General features: G+C 67.5%; 20 protein-coding genes and 2 pseudogenes. 17 read left to right on the top strand and 5 right to left on the bottom strand.

Annotation, left to right across the window (positions count from 1 at the left end; genetic code table 11):
- From ACR2JI_RS03835 to lpqB, 6 genes are all read left to right on the top strand, one after another.
- The coding region (locus ACR2JI_RS03835; RefSeq protein WP_526388196.1) for an adenosylhomocysteinase at positions 1 to 474 on the top strand (474 nt) is incomplete at its 5' end.
- Between the two features lie 17 nt (positions 475 to 491).
- The gene (locus tag ACR2JI_RS03830; RefSeq protein ID WP_526388194.1) at positions 492 to 1193 is read left to right on the top strand and encodes a nitroreductase; all 702 of its coding nucleotides are present in this window, start codon (positions 492 to 494) and stop codon (positions 1191 to 1193) included.
- A 26-nt stretch (positions 1194 to 1219) separates the two neighbouring features.
- Positions 1220 to 1849: a dTMP kinase gene (locus ACR2JI_RS03825; protein WP_526388192.1), complete on the top strand. Its 630-nt coding sequence runs from the start codon at positions 1220 to 1222 to the stop codon at positions 1847 to 1849.
- Between the two features lie 54 nt (positions 1850 to 1903).
- Positions 1904 to 2590 (top strand): MtrAB system response regulator MtrA, encoded by a 687-nt coding sequence (mtrA, locus tag ACR2JI_RS03820; RefSeq protein ID WP_526388203.1) that lies wholly within the window; start codon positions 1904 to 1906, stop codon positions 2588 to 2590.
- Positions 2591 to 2657: 67 nt separating this feature from the next.
- Positions 2658 to 4289: an MtrAB system histidine kinase MtrB gene (gene mtrB, locus ACR2JI_RS03815; protein ID WP_526388190.1), complete on the top strand. Its 1632-nt coding sequence runs from the start codon at positions 2658 to 2660 to the stop codon at positions 4287 to 4289.
- Entirely contained in the window at positions 4286 to 6046 is a 1761-nt protein-coding gene (gene lpqB / locus ACR2JI_RS03810) for an MtrAB system accessory lipoprotein LpqB (RefSeq protein WP_526388188.1), read from the top strand. The genes mtrB and lpqB overlap by 4 nt, the downstream gene beginning before the upstream one ends.
- 8 nt (positions 6047 to 6054) lie before the next feature.
- Here lpqB and ACR2JI_RS03805 read toward each other — a convergent pair whose 3' ends face one another.
- Positions 6055 to 6702, bottom strand: coding sequence for a response regulator transcription factor (locus ACR2JI_RS03805; protein WP_526388186.1), 648 nt, complete (start codon positions 6700 to 6702; stop codon positions 6055 to 6057).
- 61 nt (positions 6703 to 6763) lie between these two features.
- Between ACR2JI_RS03805 and ACR2JI_RS03800 the strand changes: the two genes are divergently transcribed.
- The 4 genes and pseudogenes from ACR2JI_RS03800 to secA all read left to right on the top strand — a co-directional run bounded on the left by ACR2JI_RS03800 (position 6764) and on the right by secA (position 12666).
- The gene (locus tag ACR2JI_RS03800; protein WP_526388200.1) at positions 6764 to 7972 is read left to right on the top strand and encodes a sensor histidine kinase; all 1209 of its coding nucleotides are present in this window, start codon (positions 6764 to 6766) and stop codon (positions 7970 to 7972) included.
- 339 nt (positions 7973 to 8311) lie between these two features.
- Positions 8312 to 8944 carry a ComF family protein gene (locus ACR2JI_RS03795; protein WP_526388198.1) on the top strand — a complete coding sequence of 211 codons (633 nt, stop codon included), beginning with the start codon at positions 8312 to 8314 and terminating at the stop codon, positions 8942 to 8944.
- A 184-nt stretch (positions 8945 to 9128) separates the two neighbouring features.
- Positions 9129 to 9833 (top strand): ribosome hibernation-promoting factor, HPF/YfiA family, encoded by a 705-nt coding sequence (hpf, locus tag ACR2JI_RS03790; RefSeq protein ID WP_526388184.1) that lies wholly within the window; start codon positions 9129 to 9131, stop codon positions 9831 to 9833.
- Positions 9834 to 9930: 97 nt separating this feature from the next.
- A pseudogene (secA, locus tag ACR2JI_RS03785) lies at positions 9931 to 12666 on the top strand (preprotein translocase subunit SecA).
- Position 12667: 1 nt separating this feature from the next.
- Here the strand turns inward: secA and ACR2JI_RS03780 are convergent.
- On the bottom strand, positions 12668 to 13144 hold the full coding sequence (locus ACR2JI_RS03780; protein ID WP_526388182.1) for an Rv3235 family protein: 477 nt from the start codon (positions 13142 to 13144) through the stop codon (positions 12668 to 12670).
- 116 nt (positions 13145 to 13260) lie between these two features.
- Between ACR2JI_RS03780 and ACR2JI_RS03775 the strand changes: the two genes are divergently transcribed.
- From ACR2JI_RS03775 to ACR2JI_RS03755, 5 genes and pseudogenes are all read left to right on the top strand, one after another.
- A complete protein-coding gene (locus ACR2JI_RS03775) occupies positions 13261 to 14670 on the top strand; it encodes a WS/DGAT/MGAT family O-acyltransferase (RefSeq protein ID WP_526388180.1) in 1410 nt (469 codons plus the stop codon).
- A gap of 24 nt (positions 14671 to 14694) precedes the next feature.
- The gene (ppk2, locus tag ACR2JI_RS03770; protein WP_526388178.1) at positions 14695 to 15555 is read left to right on the top strand and encodes a polyphosphate kinase 2; all 861 of its coding nucleotides are present in this window, start codon (positions 14695 to 14697) and stop codon (positions 15553 to 15555) included.
- The gene (locus tag ACR2JI_RS03765) at positions 15556 to 16050 is read left to right on the top strand and encodes a DUF6912 family protein (protein ID WP_526388176.1); all 495 of its coding nucleotides are present in this window, start codon (positions 15556 to 15558) and stop codon (positions 16048 to 16050) included. It abuts the gene before it with no gap.
- A gap of 113 nt (positions 16051 to 16163) precedes the next feature.
- Positions 16164 to 17126 (top strand): annotated as a pseudogene (locus tag ACR2JI_RS03760) (ferredoxin reductase); the annotation flags it as partial.
- On the top strand, positions 17126 to 18355 hold the full coding sequence (locus tag ACR2JI_RS03755; RefSeq protein WP_526388174.1) for a fatty acid desaturase family protein: 1230 nt from the start codon (positions 17126 to 17128) through the stop codon (positions 18353 to 18355). The pseudogene ACR2JI_RS03760 and the gene ACR2JI_RS03755, both read left to right, overlap by 1 nt.
- On the opposite strand, the gene ACR2JI_RS03750 is transcribed toward ACR2JI_RS03755, so the two are convergent.
- The 3 genes from ACR2JI_RS03750 to aroA are packed head-to-tail and all read right to left on the bottom strand — an operon-like array spanning position 18343 to position 21448.
- On the bottom strand, positions 18343 to 19185 hold the full coding sequence (locus ACR2JI_RS03750; protein ID WP_526388172.1) for an aldo/keto reductase: 843 nt from the start codon (positions 19183 to 19185) through the stop codon (positions 18343 to 18345). The two genes, ACR2JI_RS03755 and ACR2JI_RS03750, sit on opposite strands and share 13 nt — an antisense overlap.
- Entirely contained in the window at positions 19170 to 20168 is a 999-nt protein-coding gene (gene rsgA, locus ACR2JI_RS03745; RefSeq protein ID WP_526388170.1) for a ribosome small subunit-dependent GTPase A, read from the bottom strand. Before rsgA ends, ACR2JI_RS03750 begins: the two co-directional genes overlap by 16 nt.
- Entirely contained in the window at positions 20165 to 21448 is a 1284-nt protein-coding gene (gene aroA / locus ACR2JI_RS03740; RefSeq protein ID WP_526388168.1) for a 3-phosphoshikimate 1-carboxyvinyltransferase, read from the bottom strand. The genes rsgA and aroA overlap by 4 nt, the downstream gene beginning before the upstream one ends.
- A 31-nt stretch (positions 21449 to 21479) precedes the next feature.
- Here aroA and ACR2JI_RS03735 point away from each other — a divergent pair, with 31 nt between their 5' ends.
- Both ACR2JI_RS03735 and ACR2JI_RS03730 read left to right on the top strand, forming a co-directional pair.
- Positions 21480 to 22241 carry an SOS response-associated peptidase gene (locus ACR2JI_RS03735; protein WP_526388166.1) on the top strand — a complete coding sequence of 254 codons (762 nt, stop codon included), beginning with the start codon at positions 21480 to 21482 and terminating at the stop codon, positions 22239 to 22241.
- Between the two features lie 66 nt (positions 22242 to 22307).
- A partial coding sequence (locus ACR2JI_RS03730; RefSeq protein ID WP_526388164.1) for an aldehyde dehydrogenase family protein occupies positions 22308 to 23423 on the top strand: 1116 nt, incomplete at its 3' end.

The following is a 23423-nucleotide window of genomic DNA, read 5'->3' as shown; positions in this document are numbered from 1 at the left end:
GGCAACAAGGACATCATCACCCTCGACCACATGCGGGCGATGAAGGACAAGGCCATCCTCGGCAATATCGGCCACTTCGACAACGAGATCGACATGGCCCGCCTCGAGCGCGACCCGGCGATCCGGCGGATCAACATCAAGCCTCAGGTCGACGAATTCGTCTTCCCCGACGGCCATTCCATCATCGTGCTGAGCGAGGGCCGGCTGCTGAACCTCGGCAACGCCACCGGCCATCCGTCGTTCGTGATGAGCAACAGCTTCTCCAACCAGGTGATCGCCCAGATCGAGGTGTGGACCAAGAACGACGAGTACGACAACGAGGTCTACCGGCTGCCCAAGCATCTCGATGAGAAGGTCGCCAAGATTCACGTCGAGGCGCTCGGCGGCACGCTGACCAAGCTCACCAAGGATCAGGCCGAGTACATCGGCGTCGACGTCGAAGGTCCGTACAAGCCGGAGCACTACCGGTACTGAGTGTGGCGGCGATGGGCATGGCAGAACAGCTCCACAGCGGCGGCGGCGATCTGGAGACGATCGTCTTCGAGCGTCGCAGCATCCGCGGATACACCGATCAGCCGGTGCCCCGGGAGGTGCTCGAAGAGGTGATCAGGATCGCCCAGCGCGCTCCGTCGTCGATGAACACCCAGCCCTGGCATTTCCATGTGCTCACCGGAGAGCCGCTCGAGCGGGTCCGGAGGGGCAACACCGAGAAGATGATGGCGGGGTCGGCGGTCGATCGCGAGATCACGCTGAACCACGGGTACGAGGGTCCGCATCGGGATCGTCAGGTGGAGATCGCGGTTCAGCTTTTCGAGGCGATGGGTATCGCGCGGGACGACAAGGTCCGTCGCCAAGACTGGGTGATGCGCGGTTTCCGCCAGTTCGACGCTCCGGTCTCCATCGTCATCACGATCGACAAAGCGCTCGCCAATGACACCATCGCCCATTTCGACTGCGGCGCGGCGACCTACGGTCTGGTGCTGGCGGCATGGTCGAAAGGCCTCGGTACCGTCATCAACGGTCAGGGCATCATGCAGTCGTCGGTGGTGCGCGAGAACGCGAACATCCCCGACGATCAGGTGATCATGACGTGTGTGGCCATCGGCTATCCCGACGAGGAGTTCGTGGCCAACCATGTGCAGTCGCGTCGTTCGGGCGATGACACGGTGGCGTCATTCGTGGGATTCGACTAGCGGTTGCCCGGCGTGCTGATCGGCTCATGTTAATCGTCATCGAGGGTCTTGACGGCGCCGGGAAGCGCACGCTGACCCAGGGCCTGCAGCAGCAGTTCGCGGCGGCCGGCCGGTCGGTGGGCACGCTGGCCTTCCCGCGGTACGGCCAGTCCATCACCGCCGACCTGGCCGCCGAGGCCCTGCACGGCCGCCATGGCGACCTGGCCGGCTCGGTCTACGGGATGGCTGTGCTGTTCGCCCTCGATCGCGCCGGGGCCAGGGACCACATCGGCGCGCTGTGCGCTGAACACGACGTCGTCATCCTTGACCGCTATGTGGCCTCCAACGCCGCCTACAGCGCAGCCCGGCTGGGCCAGAACGCCGACGGCGAGATGGTGGATTGGGTCGGTGAGCTGGAGTTCGGGCGCCTCGGCCTGCCCGAACCCGACCATCAGATCCTGCTCGCCGTCCCGGTAGCGCTGGCCGCGGAGCGCGCCCGGCAGCGGGAGAGCAGCGAGGCTGACCGGGCCCGGGACGCCTACGAACGCGATGACGGGCTGCAGCGGCGAACCGGGGAGGTCTACGCCGGGCTGGCGGCCGCGAGCTGGCACGGCCGGTGGTCGGTGGTCGGCCCAGATGTCGACCCGGCCGAACTGGCGGCCGGCATCTCGGCCTAGACGCGAGACTCGCCAGCGTGTTCTAGCAGGGGATTGTCGCGATTCGGTGACACGATAGTCGCCATGAGGCAAAGGATTCTGGTCGTCGACGACGACCCCTCGCTGTCCGAGATGCTCACCATCGTCTTGCGCAACGAGGGATTCGACACCGCGGTTGTCGCCGACGGCTCGCAGGCACTGACGGCAGTGCGCGAACTGCGCCCTGACCTGGTGCTGCTCGATCTCATGCTCCCCGGCATGAACGGTATCGACGTGTGCCGGGTGTTGCGGGCGGACTCCGGCGTGCCGATCGTCATGCTGACCGCCAAGACCGACACCGTCGACGTGGTGCTGGGGCTCGAGTCGGGCGCCGACGACTACGTGATGAAGCCGTTCAAGCCCAAGGAACTCGTCGCGCGGGTTCGGGCCCGGCTGCGGCGCAACGAGGACGAGCCCGCCGAGATGCTCTCGATCGCCGATATCGAGATCGACGTGCCGGCCCACAAGGTCACCCGCGAGGGCGAGCAGATCTCGCTGACCCCGCTGGAGTTCGACCTGCTGGTGGCGTTGGCGCGCAAAACGCGCCAGGTGTTTACTCGAGAGGTGCTGCTCGAACAGGTGTGGGGATACCGGCACCCGGCGGACACCCGTTTGGTGAATGTCCATGTCCAGCGGTTGCGGGCCAAGGTCGAGAAAGACCCGGAGAACCCGCAGGTGGTCCTGACCGTTCGAGGAGTGGGATACAAGGCCGGACCGCCGTGACGCGACGACGCCGAGCCTCGGCGCGGAGGAGGAGCGGCACAGTGGATTTCGTGAGGCCGCGGGCGTCGTGAAAGCCCGCGTCCGCGGTCCGTGGGGGCGCTCGGGGCCCCTGCTGCGGGGCACGAGCGCGGTCAGCCGGGCTCTGGCGCACATGTGGCGGCGTTCGCTGCAGCTGCGTGTTGTGGTGCTCACCCTGGGCTTGTCGGCAGTGGTCATCCTGGTGCTCGGCTTCGTGCTGACCAGTCAGATCACCAACCGGGTTCTCGAGGTCAAAGTTCGTGCCGCCACCGAGGAGATCAACCGGGCCCGCGGCACGGTCAGCGGGATCGTCAGCGGTGAAGAGTCCCGCTCACTGGACTCCAGCCTGCAGCTGGCGCGCAACACGTTGATCTCCAAGACCGGCCAGACCTCGGGAACCTCCGGGCTGGCCGGCACCTTCGACGCGGTGCTGGTGGTACCCGGCGACGGACCCCGCGAGGCAACCTCGGCCGGTCCGGTGGATCAGATCCCGCGCACGCTGCGCGACTTCGTCAAGGCCGGTCAGGTCAGCTACCAGTACGAGGGGGTGCGGACCGAGACGTTCTCCGGCCCCGCACTGCTGATCGGAACCCCTGCGCCGTCGCGGGTGACCAATCTTGAGCTCTACCTGATCTTCCCGCTCACCAACGAGGAGAACACCATCACCCTGGTGCGGGGCACGATGGCCACCGGCGGCCTGGTGCTGCTGGTTCTGCTCGCCGGTATCGCGCTGCTGGTCTCGCGTCAGGTGGTGCTGCCGGTGCGATCCGCCTCGCGGATCGCCGAACGGTTCGCCGAAGGCCATCTCTCCGAGCGAATGCCGGTGCGCGGCGAGGACGATATGGCCCGGCTTGCGGTGTCGTTCAACGATATGGCCGAGAGCCTGCAGCGTCAGATCAACAACCTCGAGGAGTTCGGCAACCTGCAACGCCGATTCACCTCCGATGTCAGCCACGAACTGCGCACGCCGCTGACCACCGTCCGGATGGCGGCGGATCTGATCTACGACCACGGCGAGGACCTCGACCCCGCGCTGCGCCGCTCCACCGAGCTTCTGGTCAGCGAGCTGGACCGGTTCGAGGGTTTGCTCAACGACCTGCTGGAGATATCCCGGCACGACGCCGGTGTGGCCGAATTGTCCGTGGAGGCAACCGATCTGCGCCTGACCGTGAATAACGCGCTGACCAAGGTCGGCCACCTGGCCGACGAGGCCGGGATCGAATTGCTCGTCGAAGAACCCGACCACGAGGTCATCGCCGAAGTCGATCCGCGCCGCGTCGAGCGCATCCTGCGCAACCTGATCGCAAACGCCATCGACCATGCCGAGCACAAGCCGGTGCGGATCAAGATGGCCGACGACGAGGACACCGTCGCGGTCACCGTCCGCGATTACGGCGTCGGTCTGCGACCCGGAGAGGAGAAACTGGTGTTCAGCCGGTTCTGGCGGTCTGACCCCTCCCGGGTCCGGCGCTCCGGCGGCACCGGTCTGGGCCTGGCGATCAGCATCGAGGACGCCCGCCTGCACCAGGGCAGGTTGGAGGCCTGGGGTGAACCCGGCAAGGGAGCGTGCTTCCGGTTGACGCTGCCGCTGATCCGCGGGCACAAGGTGACCACCAGCCCATTGCCGCTCAAGCCCGTCGCCGGTGACTTCCGCCGCGAGCCGACGGGGGAGCGCGTGTGAATCCACGGCTGCTGGCCGTTCTGCTGGCCTGTCTGCTCGCGGTGGCGACAGGGTGTGCCGGCGTGCCGGATTCGTCTGCGCCGCAAGCGATCGGGACGGTGGATCTTCCCGCCCCCAAGCGGCTGCCCGTTCCGAACCCGGGGATGGATCCCGATCAATTGCTGCGGGAGTTCCTCAAGGCGACGGCCGACCCCGCCAACCGCCACCTGGCGGCGCGGCAGTTCCTGACCGAGTCGGCCTCCAAAGACTGGGACGATCAGGGCAGCGCACTGCTCATCGACAAGGTGGTGTTCACCGAAACCCGAACGCTGGAGAAGGTTTCGGTGACCATGCAGGCCGACATCCTCGGCTCGCTGTCCGATATCGGTGTGTTCGAGACCGGTGAGGGCTCACTGCCCGATCCGGGGCCCATCGAACTGGTGCAGACGGCCGAGGGCTGGCGGATCAATCGGCTACCCAACGGGGTGTTCCTGGACTGGCAGCAGTTCCAGGCGGCCTACAAGCGCAACACGCTGTACTTCGTCGATCCGACCGGTGCCACGGTCGTGCCCGACCCCCGCTACGTCGCGGTGTCCGAACCTGACCTGCTGGCAACAGAACTCGTCAACAAGCTCACCGCCGGACCGCGTCCGGAGCTGGCGAAGGCGGTCCGCAACCTACTCGCTCCGCCGCTGAAGCTGCGTGGTCCGGTGACCCGCGCCGACGGTGGAAAAAGCGGTGTGGGCCGCGGCTACGGCGGCGCCCGCATCGACCTTGAGGGTCTGGACACCACCGATCCGCAGAGCCGGCAACTGCTTGCCGCGCAGCTGATCTGGACGCTGGCCCGCGCGGATATCAAGGGCCCGTACATGATCAACGCCGACGGCGCCCCGCTCGACGATCGGTTCATCGACGGCTGGAAGGCCACCGATGTCGCCGCCACCGACCCCGGGGCCGCAGACGGCGCCACCGCCGGCGTGCACGCGTTGACCGGCGGCGCGCTGGTCGCACTCGACGGGCAGGGCTTCGCCAAGGTTCCGGGAACTTTCGGAGCGATGGCCGATCAGGTGGCGGCCGCCTTCTCCCGCAAGGGTGTCGATGTCGCCTCGGTCGTGCGACCACCCGACCCTGACGCCGGAGCCTCGCTGTGGATCGGGCCCAACGGCGGGCAGGCCGCCCGTGCCACCGATGCCCGCAGCCTGACTCGGCCGTCCTGGGCGCTGGACAATGCGGTCTGGGTTGTCGTCGACGGCAACAGCGTGGTCCGGGTGATCCGCGAGGAGGCTTCCGGTGAGCCCGCCCGCATTCCGGTCGATTCGGCCGCGGTCACCTCGCGGTTCCCCGGCACGATCACCGAACTGCAACTGTCCCGGGACAGCACCCGGGTGGCCATGGTGATCGACGGCCAGGTGGTGCTGGCCGGGGTGGAGCAGACCCCGGGCGGGGAGTTCGCCCTGACCTACCCGCGCCGGATCGGGTTCGGGCTGGGCAACTCGGTGGTGTCACTGTCCTGGCGTACCGGTGACGACATGGTCGTCACCCGCAGCGACGCAGTCCACCCGGTGTCCTACGTCAACCTCGACGGGGTCAACTCCGACGGGCCGGGCGGCAATCTGGTGATGCCGGTCTCGGCGGTGGTCGCCAACCCGTCGGCGGTGTACGTGGCAGACGCCCGTGGGGTGCTGCAACTGCTGGCCACCAGCGGTGAGAACGAGCAGGTGTGGTCGGAGGTGCGGCCGTTCATGGTGCCGGGCACCGTGCCGGTGCTGCCGGGTTAGTCGGGCGGCTACTCCACCAGTCGGCGGCGCATCGCCTCGGCCACCGCGGCGGCACGATCGGACACCCCGAGTTTGCCGTAGAGGTTCTGCACATGTGTGCGCACGGTCGTCGGCGAAAGATGAAGCTGCGCAGCGATATCGGGGACCGACATCCCGTCGGCGATCAGCTTGATGATCTCCCCTTCGCGCGGAGACAGCAGGGTCGCTTCGCCACGGGACCGGTGCCGGACCTCATTAGCCAGACCGCTGGCGATATGGGTCGGCACATATCCCTCGCCCCGGGAGCATTTGACCACCGCGGCCACGATTTCGTCGCGGTCGGACTCCTTGGTCAGGTAACCCGCTGCACCGGCGGCGAGGGCCTCGTACACGGTGGCCGGGTCTTCGGTCGCGCTCAGTAGCAACACTTTGGTCGGCAGATCGTCGCGCACCACGGCCGTAACCACGGCAAGACCGTCGAGTTCGGGCATCCGGTAGTCCAGTAACGCCACCGCCGGCCGGTGCTCCCGAATCGCCTCCAGTGCCGTTCGCCCGTCGGCGGCCTCGGCCAGGACCGATATCCGGCCGCTCTCCTTCATGGCCCGCACCACGCCGTCGCGGTACATCGGGTGGTCATCACCGACGACCACGGTGACCATCTCGGACTGTCCTGACACGGCGGCAATCGTCGCACAGGGCAGCGGTGTGCCGTGGCGTATAAACAAGCTCGTGGCGCAAATGGAGCTAGACGAGATCCGTCGATCGCGAGAGTTGGTCGCGTTGCGGATCGTCGCTGCGGCCAGACTGGGCGTCGCGACGGTGATGATCGCCGCAACCTATGTCGGACAGAAACCCAAATGGCCCCAGTTCAACCCGGTGCCGTGGTTCTACCTGGCGGCCGCAATCGTCGCGGCGGTCGTGTTGTTCAGCGGCCTGCAACGTCGTGTGGCGATCTCGCGGCTGCAGCTGGTTCTCGTGATCCTCGACGTCGTCGCGATCTTCACGTTCAAGGTGGCGGCCGCGGACGGCGCCTACACCCCGCTGCTCATGCTGACGCTGCTCCCGATCATGGTGGTGCTCGACGTGTCCTGGCGTCGCGCCGCCGTCGCTCTGGTCGTGATCGCCGGCACCTTCGCCGTCGAGGTCTTCACCGACCATGTGATGCTGGCGCAGGCGGGGTTCGGCCGCGCTGTGATGGTGACTGTGGTTTTCGGATTCCTCTGCTGTACAGCATTTCTCGCGGTCTGGGCGCAGTCCCGCCAGCTTGATGACATCACCGATTTGAGCGCATCCCGACAGGCCCTACTGGTCGACTCGATGACCGCATCCGATGATCAGCAGCGACGGATATCGGAGTACATCCACGACGGCCCACTGCAGTCGGTGCTGATGGCCCGGCAGGACATCACCTCCGTATTGAAGAAGCAGCCGAATGAGGCGCTCGAGCGCGCATTGACCGGGCTGCGCGACGCGACCGAGCAGATGCGGGAGGCGACGTTCGAACTGCATCCGGCCGTGCTGGGCGGCGCCGGTCTGGCGCGGGCGTTACAGCAGCTGGCGGAGGCGAACTCGGCGCGTTCGGGGATCGATATCACCACCGATATCGACTACCCGGTGACTGGAACCAACGACCCGATTCTCTTCGCGGCGGCCCGCGACCTGATTTCCAACGTTGTGCGGCACTCGCGCGCCACCACGGGGTCGGTCACCCTGCGGGCCGCCGGCGGCGTCTGCCGCCTGGACGTCGTCGACGACGGGGTCGGAATGTCCGACCAGGAGGCTCTGCGGAGGCTCCGGCAGGGGCATATCGGCATCGCCTCACAGCGGGCCCGGATCGAGGCCGCCGGGGGAGCGTTGCGCGTCGTCCCGGTGCCCACCGGTACCCACATCGAGGTCACCGTACCGATGAAACCGCCCGCGACGGGATCGGTCGCGGGCGGCTCTTGATCAGTGGGGCGACGGTGATGCTGTCCATTCCGAGGATCGCCGATGCGCTCCGTCTCAGCGGACCCTCTGCTTCGCTGTCTGCCTGTCGTACATGTTCACCTCCGGTTGTGTCGTGGGATTCCTCGAGTCGATCAGTGCGCCATCAGAACCAGATCATCGTGCTGCCTTTCCCGTGTGCTGTTGATACTTCGACTATCGCGGTTCCGAGACCGCCCGGGCATCCCGCGAACCAATGGAAACGTTGATGATTGGGCCTCCTCCGATCGAAGGAGCCGTCGGGTCTGTCGGACCCGGATTGTCAGACCGGGGGCCGAGACTGGACGGGTGCTCGCCTCGGCAATCCTCGACGTCGTCCTGCCGCTGGAATGCGGCGGATGCGGTGCGCCGGCGGTCCGCTGGTGCCCGGCCTGCGCCGCTGCGCTGCAGGTCAGCAAGGATTCCCCGCATCTGGTGACACCACGGATCGACCCGGGGGTGCCGGTGTTCGCACTGGGCCGCTACGCGGGCGCCCGCCGGCAGGCCATCGTGGCGGTCAAGGAACGGGGCCGCCGTGATCTGGCCGCCCCGCTGTCCCGCGCCCTGGCACTGGGTATCCACCGGCTGCTGGGCTGGGGTGTGCTGGCTCCCCCGGTGACGGTGGTGCCGGCCCCGACCCGCCGGGTGGCCGCCCGGCGCCGCGGTGGCGACCCGATCACCCGGATCGCCGCGGCGGCAGGGGCAGCCCACCCCGACCTCAGGGTCGCGCCGGTGTTGCGCACCGCAGCCCTGGTACGCGATTCGGTGGGCCTCACCAGCGCCGCCCGCGAACGCAATATCGCCGGGCGGGTCCGGCTGACCGGGGCTGTCGGCCCAGGGGAGGTGCTGCTTGTCGACGATATCGTGACCACCGGGGCCACCGCCCGGGAGGCGGTGCGTGTGCTGGCCGCCGCCGGGGTCCAGGTGGCCGCGGTGCTCGCATTGGCACACGCGTGATCCAAAAGGTGGCCGGTTGCCGCGCGTGGTACTACCGTCGGTGGCAACGAACTACGCGGCGAGGAGGTGAGCGCTTAGACCGAGCGCGCCGGCGGGCTGACGTTCGCCCCGAGGCCGGCGCGATTATCGACGACAGGCCGTGCACGCAGTTCGCGTGCAACCGTAGAGAAACGAGTTGCCAAGTATGTCAACCAATTCCGTGAACTCCGCCCCCTTGACTGATACCGACCTAAACTCCGCAGCCGACCAGAACTCCGAAGCCGCCCCCGACGCCGACATTCAGGTGACGGGCCGCAACGTCGAGATCCCCGACCACTACCGGGTCTACGTCGCACAGAAACTCGCCCGGGCCGAACGGATCGACCACTCCATCCATCGGTTCGACGTCGAACTCGCCCACGAGAACAACCGGCGCCAGCGGAAGAACGCCCAGCACGTCGAGATCACCGCGCATATCGGGCGCGGACCGGTGGTCCGCGGCGAGGGCCGCGCCGACAGCTTCTACGGCGCTTTCGAGGCAGCCGTGCACAAACTGGAGAGCCGGCTGCGCCGCACCAAGGACCGGCAGAAGGTGCACTACGGCGACAAGACCCCGGTGTCGGTCCGGCGTGAGCCCGTCGCGCCGGTGGATCTCGCCGATGCCTTCAAGCCCGTTGCGCCGTCACCGGACGGCCAGGTCGCGGCGTCCCCGCAGGTCGAGGAGCACGAGCCCGGTCACGTCGTGCGGGTCAAGGAGCACCCGGCCAAGCCGATGACCGTCGATGACGCCCTCTACGAGATGGAACTGGTCGGCCACGACTTCTTCCTGTTCCACGACAAGGAGACCGACCGTCCCACCGTCGTCTACCGGCGGCACGCCTATGACTACGGGTTGATCCGGCTCGCATAGGCGAAAGGGCTGATCAGGCTGGCCTGACCGGCGCAGATCCCCGCGTCGCCTAGGATGGAGGCCAATTCACGCCTCCGATCCACAAGGGACGAACACTGTGCTGTCTAAGTTGCTGCGCCTCGGTGAAGGTCGCATGGTCAAGCGCCTCAGGGGGGTGGCTGACTACGTCAACACCTTGTCTGACGATGTCGAGAAGCTGACCGACGCCGAACTGCGGGCCAAGACCGACGAGTTCAAGGAGCGCCTCGCCGACGGCGCCCGGCTCGACGACCTGATGCCGGAGGCCTTCGCAGTGGCCCGTGAGGCTGCCTGGCGGGTGCTCGGCCAGCGGCACTTCGACGTCCAGGTGATGGGCGGCGCCGCGCTGCACTTCGGCAACGTCGCCGAGATGAAGACCGGTGAGGGCAAGACCCTGACCTGTGTGCTGCCCGCCTATCTCAACGCACTGACCGGCAAGGGCGTGCACGTTGTCACCGTGAATGACTACCTGGCCAAACGCGATAGCGAGTGGATGGGCCGCGTGCACCGCTCCCTGGGCCTCGAGGTCGGCGTGATCCTGTCGGGGCTCAGCTCCGACGAGCGTCGGGCCGCCTACGGCGCCGACATCACCTACGGCACCAACAACGAGTTCGGGTTCGACTACCTGCGCGACAATATGGCGCACTCGCTCGACGAGCTGGTGCAACGCGACTACAACTACGCCATCGTCGACGAGGTCGACTCCATCCTCATCGACGAGGCCCGCACCCCGCTGATCATCTCGGGACCGTCCGACAGCGCCTCGCACTGGTAGTCCGAGTTCGCCCGCCTCGTGCCGATGATGGAGAAGGACCTCCACTACGAGGTGGACCTGCGCAAGCGCACCATCGGTGTGCACGAGGCCGGCGTGGCTTTCGTCGAGGATCAGCTGGGGATCGAGAATCTCTACGAGGCCGCGAACTCGCCCCTGGTCAGCTACCTGAACAACGCGGTCAAGGCCAAGGAGCTGTTCAACCTCGACAAGGACTACATCGTCCGCGACGGCGAGGTCATCATCATCGACGAGTTCACCGGTCGCGTGCTGGTGGGACGGCGCTACAACGAGGGTCTGCACCAGGCCATCGAGGCCAAGGAGAAGGTGGAGATCAAGGCCGAGAACCAGACTCTGGCCACCATCACCCTGCAGAACTACTTCCGGCTCTACGACAAGTTGGCGGGCATGACCGGCACGGCCGAGACCGAGGCCGCCGAACTCCACGAGATCTACAAGCTCGGCGTGGTGCCGATCCCGACCAACCGGCCCATGGTCCGCAAGGACGAGACCGACCTCATCTACAAAACCGAGGAAGCCAAGTTCATCGCGGTCACCGATGACATCGCCGAGCGCTATGAGAAGGGCCAGCCGGTTCTGATCGGCACCACCAGCGTCGAGCGCTCCGAGTATCTGTCGCGGATGCTGACCAAACGCCGCGTCCCGCACACCGTGCTCAATGCCAAGTTCCATGAGCAGGAAGCCGCCATTGTGGCCGAGGCCGGCCGCCGCGGCGCGGTCACCGTGGCCACCAACATGGCCGGCCGTGGCACCGACGTCGTGCTCGGCGGCAACGTCGACTTCATCGTCGATCAGCGGCTGCGCGAGCGCGGGCTGGATCCGGTGGAGACCCCGGAGGAGTACGAGGAGGCCTGGCACGAGGAGCTGCCCGCGGTCAAGGCCGAGGCGGCCGAGGAGGCCGGGGACGTCTGTGCCCTCGGCGGCCTGTACGTGCTGGGTACCGAGCGGCACGAGACCCGTCGTATCGACAACCAGCTGCGTGGCCGCTCCGGCCGCCAGGGCGACCCGGGTGAGTCCCGGTTCTACCTGTCGCTGGGGGACGAGTTGATGAAGCGGTTCAACGGCGCGGCGCTGGAGGGCCTGCTGACCCGGCTCAACCTGCCCGACGATGTGCCGATCGAGGCCAAGATGGTGACCCGCGCTATCAAGAGCGCCCAGGCCCAGGTCGAGCAACAGAACTTCGAGATCCGCAAGAACGTGCTCAAGTACGACGAGGTGATGAACAAGCAGCGCGTCGTCATCTACGAGGAGCGTCGCCGGATCCTCGAGGGTGAGGACCTTCAGGTTCAGTCGCATGACATGCTCGTCGACGTCGTCACCGCCTATGTCAACGGCGCCACCTCCGAGGGCTACGTCGAGGACTGGGATCTCGAGCAGTTGTGGGGCGCGCTCAAGACGCTCTACCCGGTGGGTATCGACTGGCACAGCCTCGTCCACACCGACGCCGTCGGCGAGGCCGGCGAGCTGACCCGCGAAGAGCTGCGCGAGATGCTGATCGAGGACGCCGAAAAAGCCTATGCCACACGCGAAGCCGAGATCGATGCGATCGCCGGCCCCGGTGCCATGCGCCAGCTCGAGCGCAATGTGCTGCTCAACGTTCTGGACCGCAAGTGGCGTGAGCACCTCTACGAGATGGATTACCTCAAGGAGGGCATCGGCCTGCGGGCCATGGCACAGCGCGACCCGCTGGTGGAGTACCAGCGCGAGGGCTACGACATGTTCATAGGGATGCTCGAGGGCCTCAAGGAGGAGTCCGTCGGCTTCCTGTTCAACGTTCAGGTCGAGGGCGCTCCGCAGGCGCCCGCGGTGGCACCGCAGGCCACCCCGGAGGGGTTGCGCACCAAAGGCATCGACGAGGGCGACGATCGGCCGCTGACCTACGTCGGCCCGTCCGAGGACGGCAAACCCGAGGTGCAGCAGCATGATGCCGCAGCCCCGCGTGCCTCGAAGGTCAGCCGTAAGGAGCGTCGGGAGACCGCCCGCCAGGACGGCAAAGAGCGAAAGCTGTTGCGCCGCCGGTAGATCAGCCCATATGAAGGGCCACCACCTGCCAGCGCTGTCCGGTCGGTGTACTGCGCGCTTCGATGCGGCACGCGATGGCGTGCACCCGCATCCCGCGGCTGTAGCTGGCTGCCACCTCCGCTGCGTGGTCGCCTACCGGCTGAGCCAGCACCCGGCGCAGTCGTGCCGGCCCGCCGGCGTACGGCCCGGTGCGTCCGGTGGCCGACAGCAGTGAGTCGACCAGTCCGGCTGCCAGCAGTGGACGAAGTTGGGCCATCGGACGACGCCGGTCGATCACCTCCAGCACCCGGCGAAGCGCGGCGTCGGCGAAGGTGGCTGCGGCGCGGGCCCGCGGATCCTCGACCTGGCGCAGCGGTGCTGCGGGTGCAGTGCGCTGAGGCCGCACCACCGGCACCGGGGGGAGCGCCGGCGGGCCGCCGAAGGCCGGCGGCTCGTAGTCGGCTATTCGGCTGACAAGGGGTATTACGTTGGCAGACACAGACACTCTCCAGCACGTCGGTCGATCAGAATCCGGGTCGCTGGAGAGTGGCAACCTAGGCTTGTCATGATGGCAGATTCGGCGGCGCCGCGTATTCGCCGGAAGGAGGACCCAGGATGGTGATCCGATTGTCGACCTCCGATGCCGCCTTCTATCACCAGGAGGACACCGCCACCCCGATGTATGTCGGGTCGCTGGCGATACTGCGCCGGCCGCGCGGTGGCCTGAGCTACGAGGCCCTGCTGGCGACAGTTGAGCAACGGCTCCCGCAGATCCCGCGGTATCGGCAGAAGGTGCGCCAGGTCAGCCTCGGGCTGGCCCGGCCGGTGTGGGTCGACGATCCGGATTTCGACATCACCTACCACGTTCGGCGCTCGGCGCTGCCGTCGCCGGGCAGCGACGCCCAGTTGCACGACCTGGTGTCCCGGCTGGCCGGCCGCCCGCTGGACCGCGGCCGTCCACTGTGGGAGATGTACCTGATCGAGGGTCTGGCCGGTAATCGGCTCGCCCTGTTCATCAAGTCGCACCAGGCTCTGATCAACGGGATGACGGCGGTGGAGATCGGGCATGTGATCGCCGATCGCAACCGCAGGCCCGCAGCTGCCGTCGAGGACATCTGGCTGCCGCGTGGTGAGCCCTCCGATGGTCAGCTGATGATCGATGCGGTGGGGGATTGGCTGGCCCGGCCCGGCCACGAGTTACGCGCGCTGCGCTCCACCGTCTCCGACGTGGTGACCAATACCGGGGAGCTGGCCCAGCTGGCCCGCCGGGCGTCTGAGACTGTGCGCAATCTGGCGCGCGGCAACGCCCCGAGCAGCCCGCTCAACACGAAGGTCTCCCGGCACCGCCGTTTCACCGTGGCCGTCGCGCCGCTGGCCGACTACCGCCTGGTGCACTCCCGCTACGACTGCGATGTCAACGACGTCGTGCTGGCGGTGATCGCCGGCGCGCTGCGTAACTGGCTGCTGTCCCGCGGGGAACCGGTGCCCGCGACGTTGAACATCCGGGCGATGGTGCCCACCTCCGTCTATCCCGATGCCGATCCGGGCTCCGCCGGCCCGGGGCAGGCGATCAGCGAGGTGGCGCCCTTCCTGGTGGACCTGCCAGTCGGTGAGGGCAATCCGGTGGTTCGGCTGTCACAGATCGCGCACGCCAACGAATCGCACTCCGCGGCCGCCAGTCTGGTGGACGCCCGCACCATCGTGACGCTGTCCGGATTTCCGCCACCGACCCTGCACGCGATGGGCACCCGGGTGGCGACCCAGTATCCGCCGCGCCAGTTCAATCTGCTGATCACCAATGTTCCCGGCCCGCAGTCACAGATGTACCTCGCCGGTGCCAAGGTGCTCCAGACCTACGCCGTCCCGCCGCTGTTGCACGACCAGGTGCTCGCCATCGGGATCACCTCCTACTGCGGGATGCTCTATTTCGGCATCAATGCCGACCGCGATGCCATGAGCGATGTCGACGTGCTGCCGGAGCTTTTGGCCGAATCGCTGGAGGAGCTGCTCGAAGCGGCCAAGTGATGGGCCCGGACGTAGGATTCCCCGGTGGGTAAGAAGCAGGGCGACGCACCGAAGAAGAAATCCGAGAAGGTCTCCGCCAGGGTTTCCAACGAGGTCTACGAAGCTGAGCTGTACCGGCTGCAGACCGAGTTGGTGAAGCTGCAGGAGTGGACCCGTCACACCGGCGCCCGGATCGTCGTCCTCTTCGAGGGCCGCGACGCAGCCGGCAAGGGCGGCACCATCAAGCGGATCACCGAGTACCTCAGCCCCCGGTCGGTTCGAATCTCGGCGCTCCCGATTCCCACTGACCGGGAGATGGGACAGTGGTACTTCCAGCGCTACATCGAACACCTGCCCACCCGGGGCGAGATCGTGTTGTTCGACCGGTCCTGGTACAACCGCGCCGGCGTCGAGCGGGTGATGGGCTTCTGCACCCCGCAGCAGGAGGCACTGTTCCTACGTCAGTGCCCGATCTTCGAGCAGATGCTCATCGACGACGGAATCATCCTGCGCAAATATTGGTTCTCAGTCTCCGAGGATGAGCAGTTGCGCAGGTTCAAATCACGGCTCAGCGATCCGCTGCGGCGCTGGAAGCTCTCTCCGATGGATATGGAGTCGATCTACCGCTGGGAGGACTACTCCCGGGCCAAGGACGACATGATGGTGCACACCGACACTCCGGTCAGCCCGTGGTTCGTGGTGGAGTCCCACATCAAGAAGCACGCGCGGCTCAACATGATCTCGCATCTGCTCTCGAGCATCCCGTACCAGGAAGTCGAGTTGGAAAAGGTGGAGCTGCCCAAGCGGCCGCAGATCGGCAACTACAAGCGGCCTCCACGCGATCTGGCCACCTACGTTCCCGATTTCGCCGCCTCGCTGCTGGGCGACAGCGAAGCGAATATCTAGGTGCGGGTTTATATCCCGGCGACTCTTGCCATGCTGCAGGGGCTCGTCGCCGACGGGGTCATGCAACCGCTGAGCGGGACGGCCTTCGCGGTGACACCCGCGCTGCGGGAGGCCTACGCCGAGGGTGATGAGGAGGAACTTGCCGAGGTCGCCATCGGCGAAGCGGCACTGGCCTCGCTGCGACTTCTGGCGAGCGAACCGGGTTCTGATCTACCGCTGCGACGTGCGGTGGTGGTGGCCGACACCGAGGCCAACCTGCGCCCCGATCTCGACGTCCCCGTCGTCCGGGTGAGCGGACCGGTGAATCTCGATCAGGTGGCGGCCGTCTACGTCGACAACGCGGCCGCCGAGCCCGCGGTCGCGGCCGCGATCGCGGTCATCGACGACGCCGACCTCGGTGACGAGGACGCCGAACTCACCGTGGGCGACGCCCAGGACCACGATCTGGCCTGGTATGCCAGCCAAGAGTTGCCATTCCTGCTCGAATTGCTCTGAGCAGCAAGGTAGCCGGCTCCGGTAGCGTTGGCCCGGTGAAGACCCGCACGTTCGACGGGGTCGCCGATTCCAGGCGCGCACTGACCTGGCTCTTCGCCGCGCCCCGGCCGCAGCGTGAGATGCGCGGTCGGGTGCTCGACATCCGCCCGGAGACCCGCGACGCCGCCACCCTGGTCATCCGGCCCGGCCGCGGCTTCACCTTCGACTATCAGCCGGGGCAGTACATCGGCATCGGCGTCCCCGTCGACGGGCGGTGGCGGTGGCGGTCCTATTCGCTGACCTCGGCGCCGCGACCTGACGCGCGCACCGTGACCATCACCGTCAAGGCCATGCCGGAGGGTCTGCTCTCCGGACATCTCGTCGACGGCCTGCGACCGGGTACCCAGGTCCGACTGGCCGCACCTACCGGGAACTTCGTCATGCCGGATCCCGCTCCGGCCTCGGTGCTGTTCCTGACCGGAGGGTCCGGCATCACCCCGGTGATGTCGATGCTGCGGACTCTGCGCCGTCGCCGGCAGGTTCATTCCGTTGTGCATCTGCATTCGGTGCCGACGGCTGATGACGTGATGTTCGGAGCCGAACTCGTTGAACTCGGCCGTACCCATCCGGGCTATCGGCTGAAGGTGCGCACCACCCGTACCGAGGGCCGCTTCGACTTCAGCGCGATCGATGATCTGGTGCCGGACTGGCGGGACCGGCAGACCTGGGCCTGCGGCCCCGAGGGTCTGCTGGCCGACGCTGAACGGGTCTGGGCGGCAGCGGGTCTGGGCGATCGCCTGCATCTCGAACGGTTCGCCGCTGCCCGCAACGCCGAGCCCGGACGCGGTGGCACGGTGACCTTCGCCCGCAGCGGCCGCAGCCGGCCGGCCGACGCGGCGACGTCGATATTGGAGGCCGGCGAGCAGGCCGGTGTCCAACTTCCGTTTGGCTGCCGGATGGGAATCTGCCACACCTGCGTGGTCGGACTCGTCGACGGCCGGGTGCGCGACCTGCGGACCGGAACCGAATACGAGCCCGGCAGCAAGGTGCAGACCTGCGTCTGCGCCGCCGACGGAGACTGCGTGGTGGATATCTGATGGCCATCACCGACATCGAGGAGTTCACCCACCTCACCGAGGCCGACATCGAGAACCTGGCGATCGAACTCGACGCCATCCGCCAGGACATCGAGGATTCGCTGGGGGAGCGCGACGCTCGCTACATCCACCGCACCATCACCGCTCAGCGCACTCTGGACGTGGCCGGCCGGGTGCTGCTGGCGTTCGGCTACAAGCGCAGCGCCTGGTGGGCCGGAACGCTGACGCTGGCGGTCGCCAAGATCATCGAGAACATGGAGATCGGTCACAACGTCATCCACGGCCAGTGGGACTGGATGAACGATCCGGAGATCCACTCCTCGACGTGGGAGTGGGATATGGCCGGCGTCGCCAAGCACTGGCGGCACACCCACAACTACATGCATCACAAGTACACCAACATCCTCGATATGGACGACGACGTCGGCTACGGGTTGCTGCGGGTGACTCGGGACCAGGAGTGGAAGCCGCGCAACGTCCTCAACCCATTCTTCAACCTGATGCTGGCGGCGGGTTTCGAGTGGGGAATCGCGTTGCAGCACTTGGAACTCCGCAAGGCGCTGCGGCCCGAGACCCGGGCAGCCACCTTCGTCCGGCTGCGCGAGTTCACCGCCAAGTCGGCGCGGCAGCTGACCAAGGACTTCGTGGCTTATCCGGCACTGACGTCGGTGTCGCCGTGGGCGAGTTTCACCGGCACGGTCAAGGCGAACCTCGCGGCCAATGTGATCCGCAACTTCTGGACCAACGCGGTGATCTTCTGCGGTCACTTCCCCGACGGTGCGGAGAAGTTCACCACCACCGATATGGCCGGTGAGAGCCGCGGGCAGTGGTACCTGCGTCAGATGCTGGGCAGTGCCAACTTCGATGCGGGCCCGGCGCTCGGCTTCATGAGCGGCAACCTGTCCTACCAGATCGAGCACCACCTCTATCCCGATCTGCCGAGTAATCGGCTGGCCGAGGTCTCGGTGCGGGTGCGGGCGTTGTGCGACAAGTACGACCTGCCCTACACGACCGGGCCGATGCCCGCCCAGTACGCGAAGTCCTGGCGCACCATCGCCAAACTGGCGTTGCCGGACCGGTTCCTGCGTGACACCGCCGACGACGCGCCGGAGACCCGCAGTGCGCGGATGTTCGACGTGCTCGGCGCGGTGCCGGAGGCCGGCCCCCATCGGCGGGGCCTGAAGTCGGCGATCGCAGCGGTGCGGGCGCGGACCCGTCAGGGTACGTAGTCGAAGCTGTCCGGGTGCGGCCCCGTCCGGCCCGCTTCGCCGCGGTCCAGTGCGGTGAGAGCCTCGATCTCCTCGTCGTTGATCTCGAAGTCGAAGATCTCGAAGTTCTCCTTCATCCGTTGTGGCTGAATGGATTTCGGGATCACCACATCGCCGCGTTCGATATGCCAGCGCAGCACCACCTGAGCCGGATGCGCGCCGGTGGCACGGGAGACCCGGGACACCACCGGATCACCGAGAACCTTGCCGCGGGCGATCGGTGACCAGCCCTGGGTGACGATGTCGTGTTCGACGCCGTAGGCACGGACTTCGTCGTTGGTGAAGTAGGGGTGCACCTCGATCTGGTTGACCGCGGGGACGGTGCCGGTCTCGCGGGCCAACTCCTGCAGATGGTGAATCTGGAAGTTCGACACCCCGATGCTGCGAGCCCGGCCGTCGGCCTTGAACTCCTCCAGGGTCTTCCAGGTGGTGACGAAGTCGCCGTCGTACAGGGTCGGCAGCGGCCAGTGGACGAGGAAGAGATCGAGGTAGTCGGTTCCGAGTTCCCTCAGCGTCTGGTCGAACGCGCGACGCGCGTCGTCGGGGCGGTGGAAGCCGTTGTTCAGCTTGCTGGTGATGTACACGTGGCCGCGGTCCAGGCCGGCGTCGCGAACCCCTTGGCCGACACCCTTCTCGTTGGCGTACATCTGTGCGGTGTCGATATGGCGGGACCCGACCTCGAGTGCTGTCCGCACCGCGTCGGCGGCCTCATCCTGGGCCACCTTGTAGGTGCCGAATCCCAATTGCGGGATCTGGTGACCGTCGTTCAGGGTGATCATCGGGACGCCCATGTCTCTCCTTCTCTCAGTACCGTCAACAGTCGTCGCGCCGCCTCGACCCGCCGGGCCTGAGCGCCGGTGAGTCCGTCCAGCGCGCATTCCGGATCGGCCGGCGGGCCCTGATGCCCACAGCCGCGGGGGCAGTCCTCGATGTGCTCGCCGAGATCGGAGAACGACTTGAGGACGTCATCGGGTTGGATGTGGGCCAGCCCGAAGGACCGGATCCCGGGGGTGTCGATCACCCAGCCTCCACCGGGCAACGGCAGCGCCACCGACTGGGTCGAGGTGTGCTTACCCTTGCCCACCCCGGACACCTCGCCGGTGGCCCGATCCGCTTGTGGCACAAGCCGATTGACCAGAGTGGATTTTCCGACACCGGAGTGTCCGAGCAGCACGGTGATGTGGCCGTCCAACAGCGTCTGCACCGGTTCCACCGGCTTGTCGCGGCCGGCGGTCACCACGATGAGGTCCAGATCGGCGAACTGACCGGCGAACGAAGCCGGGTCGGCCAGGTCGGTCTTGGTCAGGCACAGGATGGGTTTCAGGCCACCGGTGTAGGCGGCGATCAGGGCGCGGTCCACCAGCCCGGTGCGCGGTGGCGGGTCGGCCAGTGCCACCACCACCATCATCTGGTCGGCGTTGGCCACCACTACACGCTCTGTCGGGTCGGTGTCATCGGCTGTGCGCCGCAACACGGTTCGCCGATCACCGCGGCGCACGATCCGGGCCAGGGTGTCCGGACGCCCGGACAGATCGCCCACCACGTCCACCTCGTCGCCCACCACGATCGGGGTGCGGCCGAGTTCACGGGCCCGCATCGTGGTGACCAGCCGGTCGGGATCCCCGCCGAGCACGACGCCCCATCGGCCGCGGTCGACGGTCACCACCATGCCCGCTTCGGCGTCGGCGTGTTCGGGACGGGTCTTGGTGCGCGGACGCGAGCCCCGACCGGACCGGATCCTGACGTCGGACTCGTCGTACTCGCGTGAGCTCAATCCGACCCCAGCATGTTCGACCACAACGCCGGGAACGTCGGCAGGGTCTTGCCGGTGGTGGCGATGTCCTCGACCGCAACGCCGTCGACGCGCAGGCCCACGATCGCGCCCGCCATCGCCATCCGGTGGTCGTGATAGGAGTGCCACACCCCGCCGTGCAGCGGTCGCGCGGTGATCACCAGGCCGTCGTCGGTCTCGGCGCAGTCACCGCCCAGGCCGGTGATCTCGGCGCGCAGCGCCGCCAGCCGGTCGGTCTCATGGCCACGCAGATGCGCGATGCCGGTCAGTCGTGACACCGAGCCGGGATCGGCCAGGGCGGCCAGCGCGGCCACCGACGGGGCGAGCTCGCCGACGTCGTGCAGATCGGCCTCGAATCCGGGGTAGCTTCCCGCGCCGCGGATATGAAGGAATGAATCCTGTTCGGCCTCAGTCGAACCTGTGAGCTTCAGGATGCCGAACACCTGTGCCATCGGCTGCACGCTGACGGCCGGCCAGCCGGTGATCCGCACCGTTCCACCGGTCACGGCAGCGGCGGCCAGGAACGGTACGGCGTTGGACAGATCGGGCTCGATCAGCCAGTCCCGCGCCGCGATGGGGCCGGGCTTGACCTCCCACTGGTTGGTGATGCTGTCGTCGACCTCGACACCGGCTTCGCGCAGCATCGCCACCGTCATCTCGATATGCGGAGTCGACGGCAGCGTTGCGCCGGTGTGCACGAGCGTCAGGCCGGTCCGGAATGCGGCGCCGCAGAGCAGCAGTCCGGAGACGAACTGAGATGACGCGGAGGCGTCGATGTGGACGGTGCCGCCGCGGACCGACCCGTGGCCGCGGACCAGGAACGGCATACCGCTGCCCTCGATGTCCACGCCCAATCCGCGCAGCCCGTCGAGCAGTGGGGCGATCGGCCGGGCGCGGGCCTGATCGTCGCCGTCGAACGTGACGGACTCGGTGCTCAGCGCGGCCAGTGGCGGGACGAACCGCAACACGGTGCCGGCCAGACCGCAGTCGATCCGTGAGCCGGGCTGCGGGTCCAGGGATCCGGAGACGACGAGGTCCGGCCCGTCACCGTCGATGTGAATGCCGAGGGTGCGCAAGGCCCCGATCATCAGGTCGGTGTCACGACTGCGCAGAGCGCCGCCGATGGTGGACGTGGCGCCGCCGGCGGCCGCCAGTCCCGCCAAGATGAGCGCACGGTTGGTGATCGACTTCGATCCGGGCACTGTCACATCGGCGCGGACCGGTGTCGCGGCATACGGTGCCGTCCACAACTCGGTGCTCACGGGTGTACATCCTGCCTGGCACTATCAAAAGATGTGCGGACGGTTCGCGGTCACCACCGATCCGGCCCTGCTGGCAGCCCGGATCGACGCCATCGACGAGACCGGGGAAGCGGGCCTGCGCGGGCCGAACTTCAACGTCGCCCCGACCACCGACATCGCCGCGGCGGTCGCCCGGCACGACGAGCCGGATGACGAGGCCACCCGGCGGTTGCGGCTGATGCGCTGGGGTCTGGTGCCGTCCTGGGCCAAAGCCGGCCCCGACGGTGTCCCGCAGATCAAGAGCCAGCTGATCAACGCCCGCGCCGAGACCGTGACGACGTCGCCGGCCTTCCGCGGGGCGGCCGAACGCAAGCGCTGTCTGATCCCGATGGACGGCTACTACGAGTGGCAGTCCGCCCGAGAGTCCCCCGGCGGCAATCCCGCCCGCGGCCGCAAGGCCCCGTTCTACTTCTCCCGTGCGGACGGGTCACCGCTGCTGGTAGCCGGACTGTGGTCGGCCTGGCGGCCCGGTAAGGACGCGGAGCCCCTACTCACCTGCACGGTGATCACCACCGACGCCGTCGGCGACCTGGCCTCGGTGCACGACCGGATGCCGCTGATCCTCGGCGCCCGGGACTGGGACCGCTGGCTGGACCCCGACGCGCCCGCCCCGGCCGACCTGCTGGCCACCCCGCCGGACATCGCCGGCATCGCGATGCGGCAGGTCTCCACCCTGGTCAACAGCATCGCCAACAACGGCCCCGAACTGATCGCACCCGCAGAGGGGGACGACCAACCGGTTGGCCTGTTCTAGCAGCCGTCGTGAGGCTAGGCTCACAGAAAACGTCGTTCCATCAACCTGAACCACCGAGGAGCCGGCATGACCGCGGTCCAGCCGAAGAGCGATCAAGACACCATCACCGTCCACAACCCCGCCACCGGCCTGCCCGTCGGTTCCGTTCCGGTCGACGATGCCGACACCGTTGCGGCCAAGGCCCGCGAACTGCGGCTGTTCCAGCCCGAGTGGGAAGCCATCGGCCCGCGCGGTCGCAAGAAGTGGATGATGAAGTGGCAGGACTGGGTCCTGGACAACGCGGACCTGCTGACCGAGGTCCTGATGAAGGAGACCGGCAAGAGCCGCAACGACGCCAGCGTCGAGGCTGTCCTCATCGCCGACGCCATCAAGTACTGGGCCGGCAATGCCGAGGAGTTCCTCGCCGACAGGCACCCCGGTGCGCACAGCCCGCTGTTCAAGGTCAAGAAACTCACCACGGTCTATCGGCCCTACCCGCTGGTCGGCATGATCGAGCCGTGGAACTTCCCGCTGGCGATGCTGGCGCTCGATCTGGTTCCCGCACTCGCCGCCGGCGCGGCGGTATTGCTGAAACCCTCTGAGGTGACGCCACTTTCGGCTGTCGAGCTGGCCCGTGGCTGGAACGAGATCGGCGCTCCGCCGGTGTTCGCACTGGCCACCGGTTACGGCGCGACCGGCGCCTCGGTGATCCAGAACTCCGACTACGTCCACTTCACCGGGTCGACCGGCACCGGGCGCAAGGTTGCGGTGGCGTGTGCCGAGCGGCTCATCCCGTGCAGCCTCGAGCTCGGCGGCAAGGACCCGGCGATCGTGCTGGCCGACGCCGACGTCGACCGCGCTGCCAACGGCATCGCGTGGGGCGGCATGTTCAACTCCGGCCAGGTCTGCATCTCGGTGGAGCGGGTCTTCGTCGAGGCCCCGATCTACGACCAGTTCGTCGCCAAGCTCGCCGAGCAGGTCGCCAAGGTCCAGCAGGGCCAGGAGGCCGGCGCGGGCTTCGACTACGACACCGGCGCGATGGCCACCCCCGCCCAGCGCGACATCGTCGACCGCCACGTCACCGAGGCCGTTGCGGCCGGCGCGCGGGTGCTCACCGGCGGCAAGCCCACTGGCGTGGGCACCTTCTTCCAGCCGACCGTGCTCGCCGACGTCACCCCGTCGATGTCGTGCATGGCAGAGGAG

The sequence above is a fragment of the Mycobacterium sp. genome (assembly GCF_051006775.1).
GTDB lineage: Bacteria > Actinomycetota > Actinomycetes > Mycobacteriales > Mycobacteriaceae > Mycobacterium.
The sequence above is the reverse complement of the archived record's forward strand: the minus strand, read 5'-3'. Positions and strand labels throughout refer to the sequence as shown.

Excerpts from the sequence above, each read along its gene's own strand:
- ACR2JI_RS03830 (WP_526388194.1), top strand. The coding sequence starts at position 492 with ATGGCAGAACAGCTCCACAGCGGCGGCGGCGATCTGGAGACGATCGTC.
- ACR2JI_RS03825 (WP_526388192.1), top strand. The coding sequence starts at position 1,220 with ATGTTAATCGTCATCGAGGGTCTTGACGGCGCCGGGAAGCGCACGCTG.
- ACR2JI_RS03800 (WP_526388200.1), top strand. The coding sequence starts at position 6,764 with ATGGAGCTAGACGAGATCCGTCGATCGCGAGAGTTGGTCGCGTTGCGG.
- hpf (WP_526388184.1), top strand. The coding sequence starts at position 9,129 with ATGTCAACCAATTCCGTGAACTCCGCCCCCTTGACTGATACCGACCTA.
- ACR2JI_RS03775 (WP_526388180.1), top strand. The coding sequence starts at position 13,261 with ATGGTGATCCGATTGTCGACCTCCGATGCCGCCTTCTATCACCAGGAG.
- ACR2JI_RS03755 (WP_526388174.1), top strand. The coding sequence starts at position 17,126 with ATGGCCATCACCGACATCGAGGAGTTCACCCACCTCACCGAGGCCGAC.
- ACR2JI_RS03750 (WP_526388172.1), bottom strand. The coding sequence starts at position 19,185 with ATGGGCGTCCCGATGATCACCCTGAACGACGGTCACCAGATCCCGCAA.
- ACR2JI_RS03735 (WP_526388166.1), top strand. The coding sequence starts at position 21,480 with ATGTGCGGACGGTTCGCGGTCACCACCGATCCGGCCCTGCTGGCAGCC.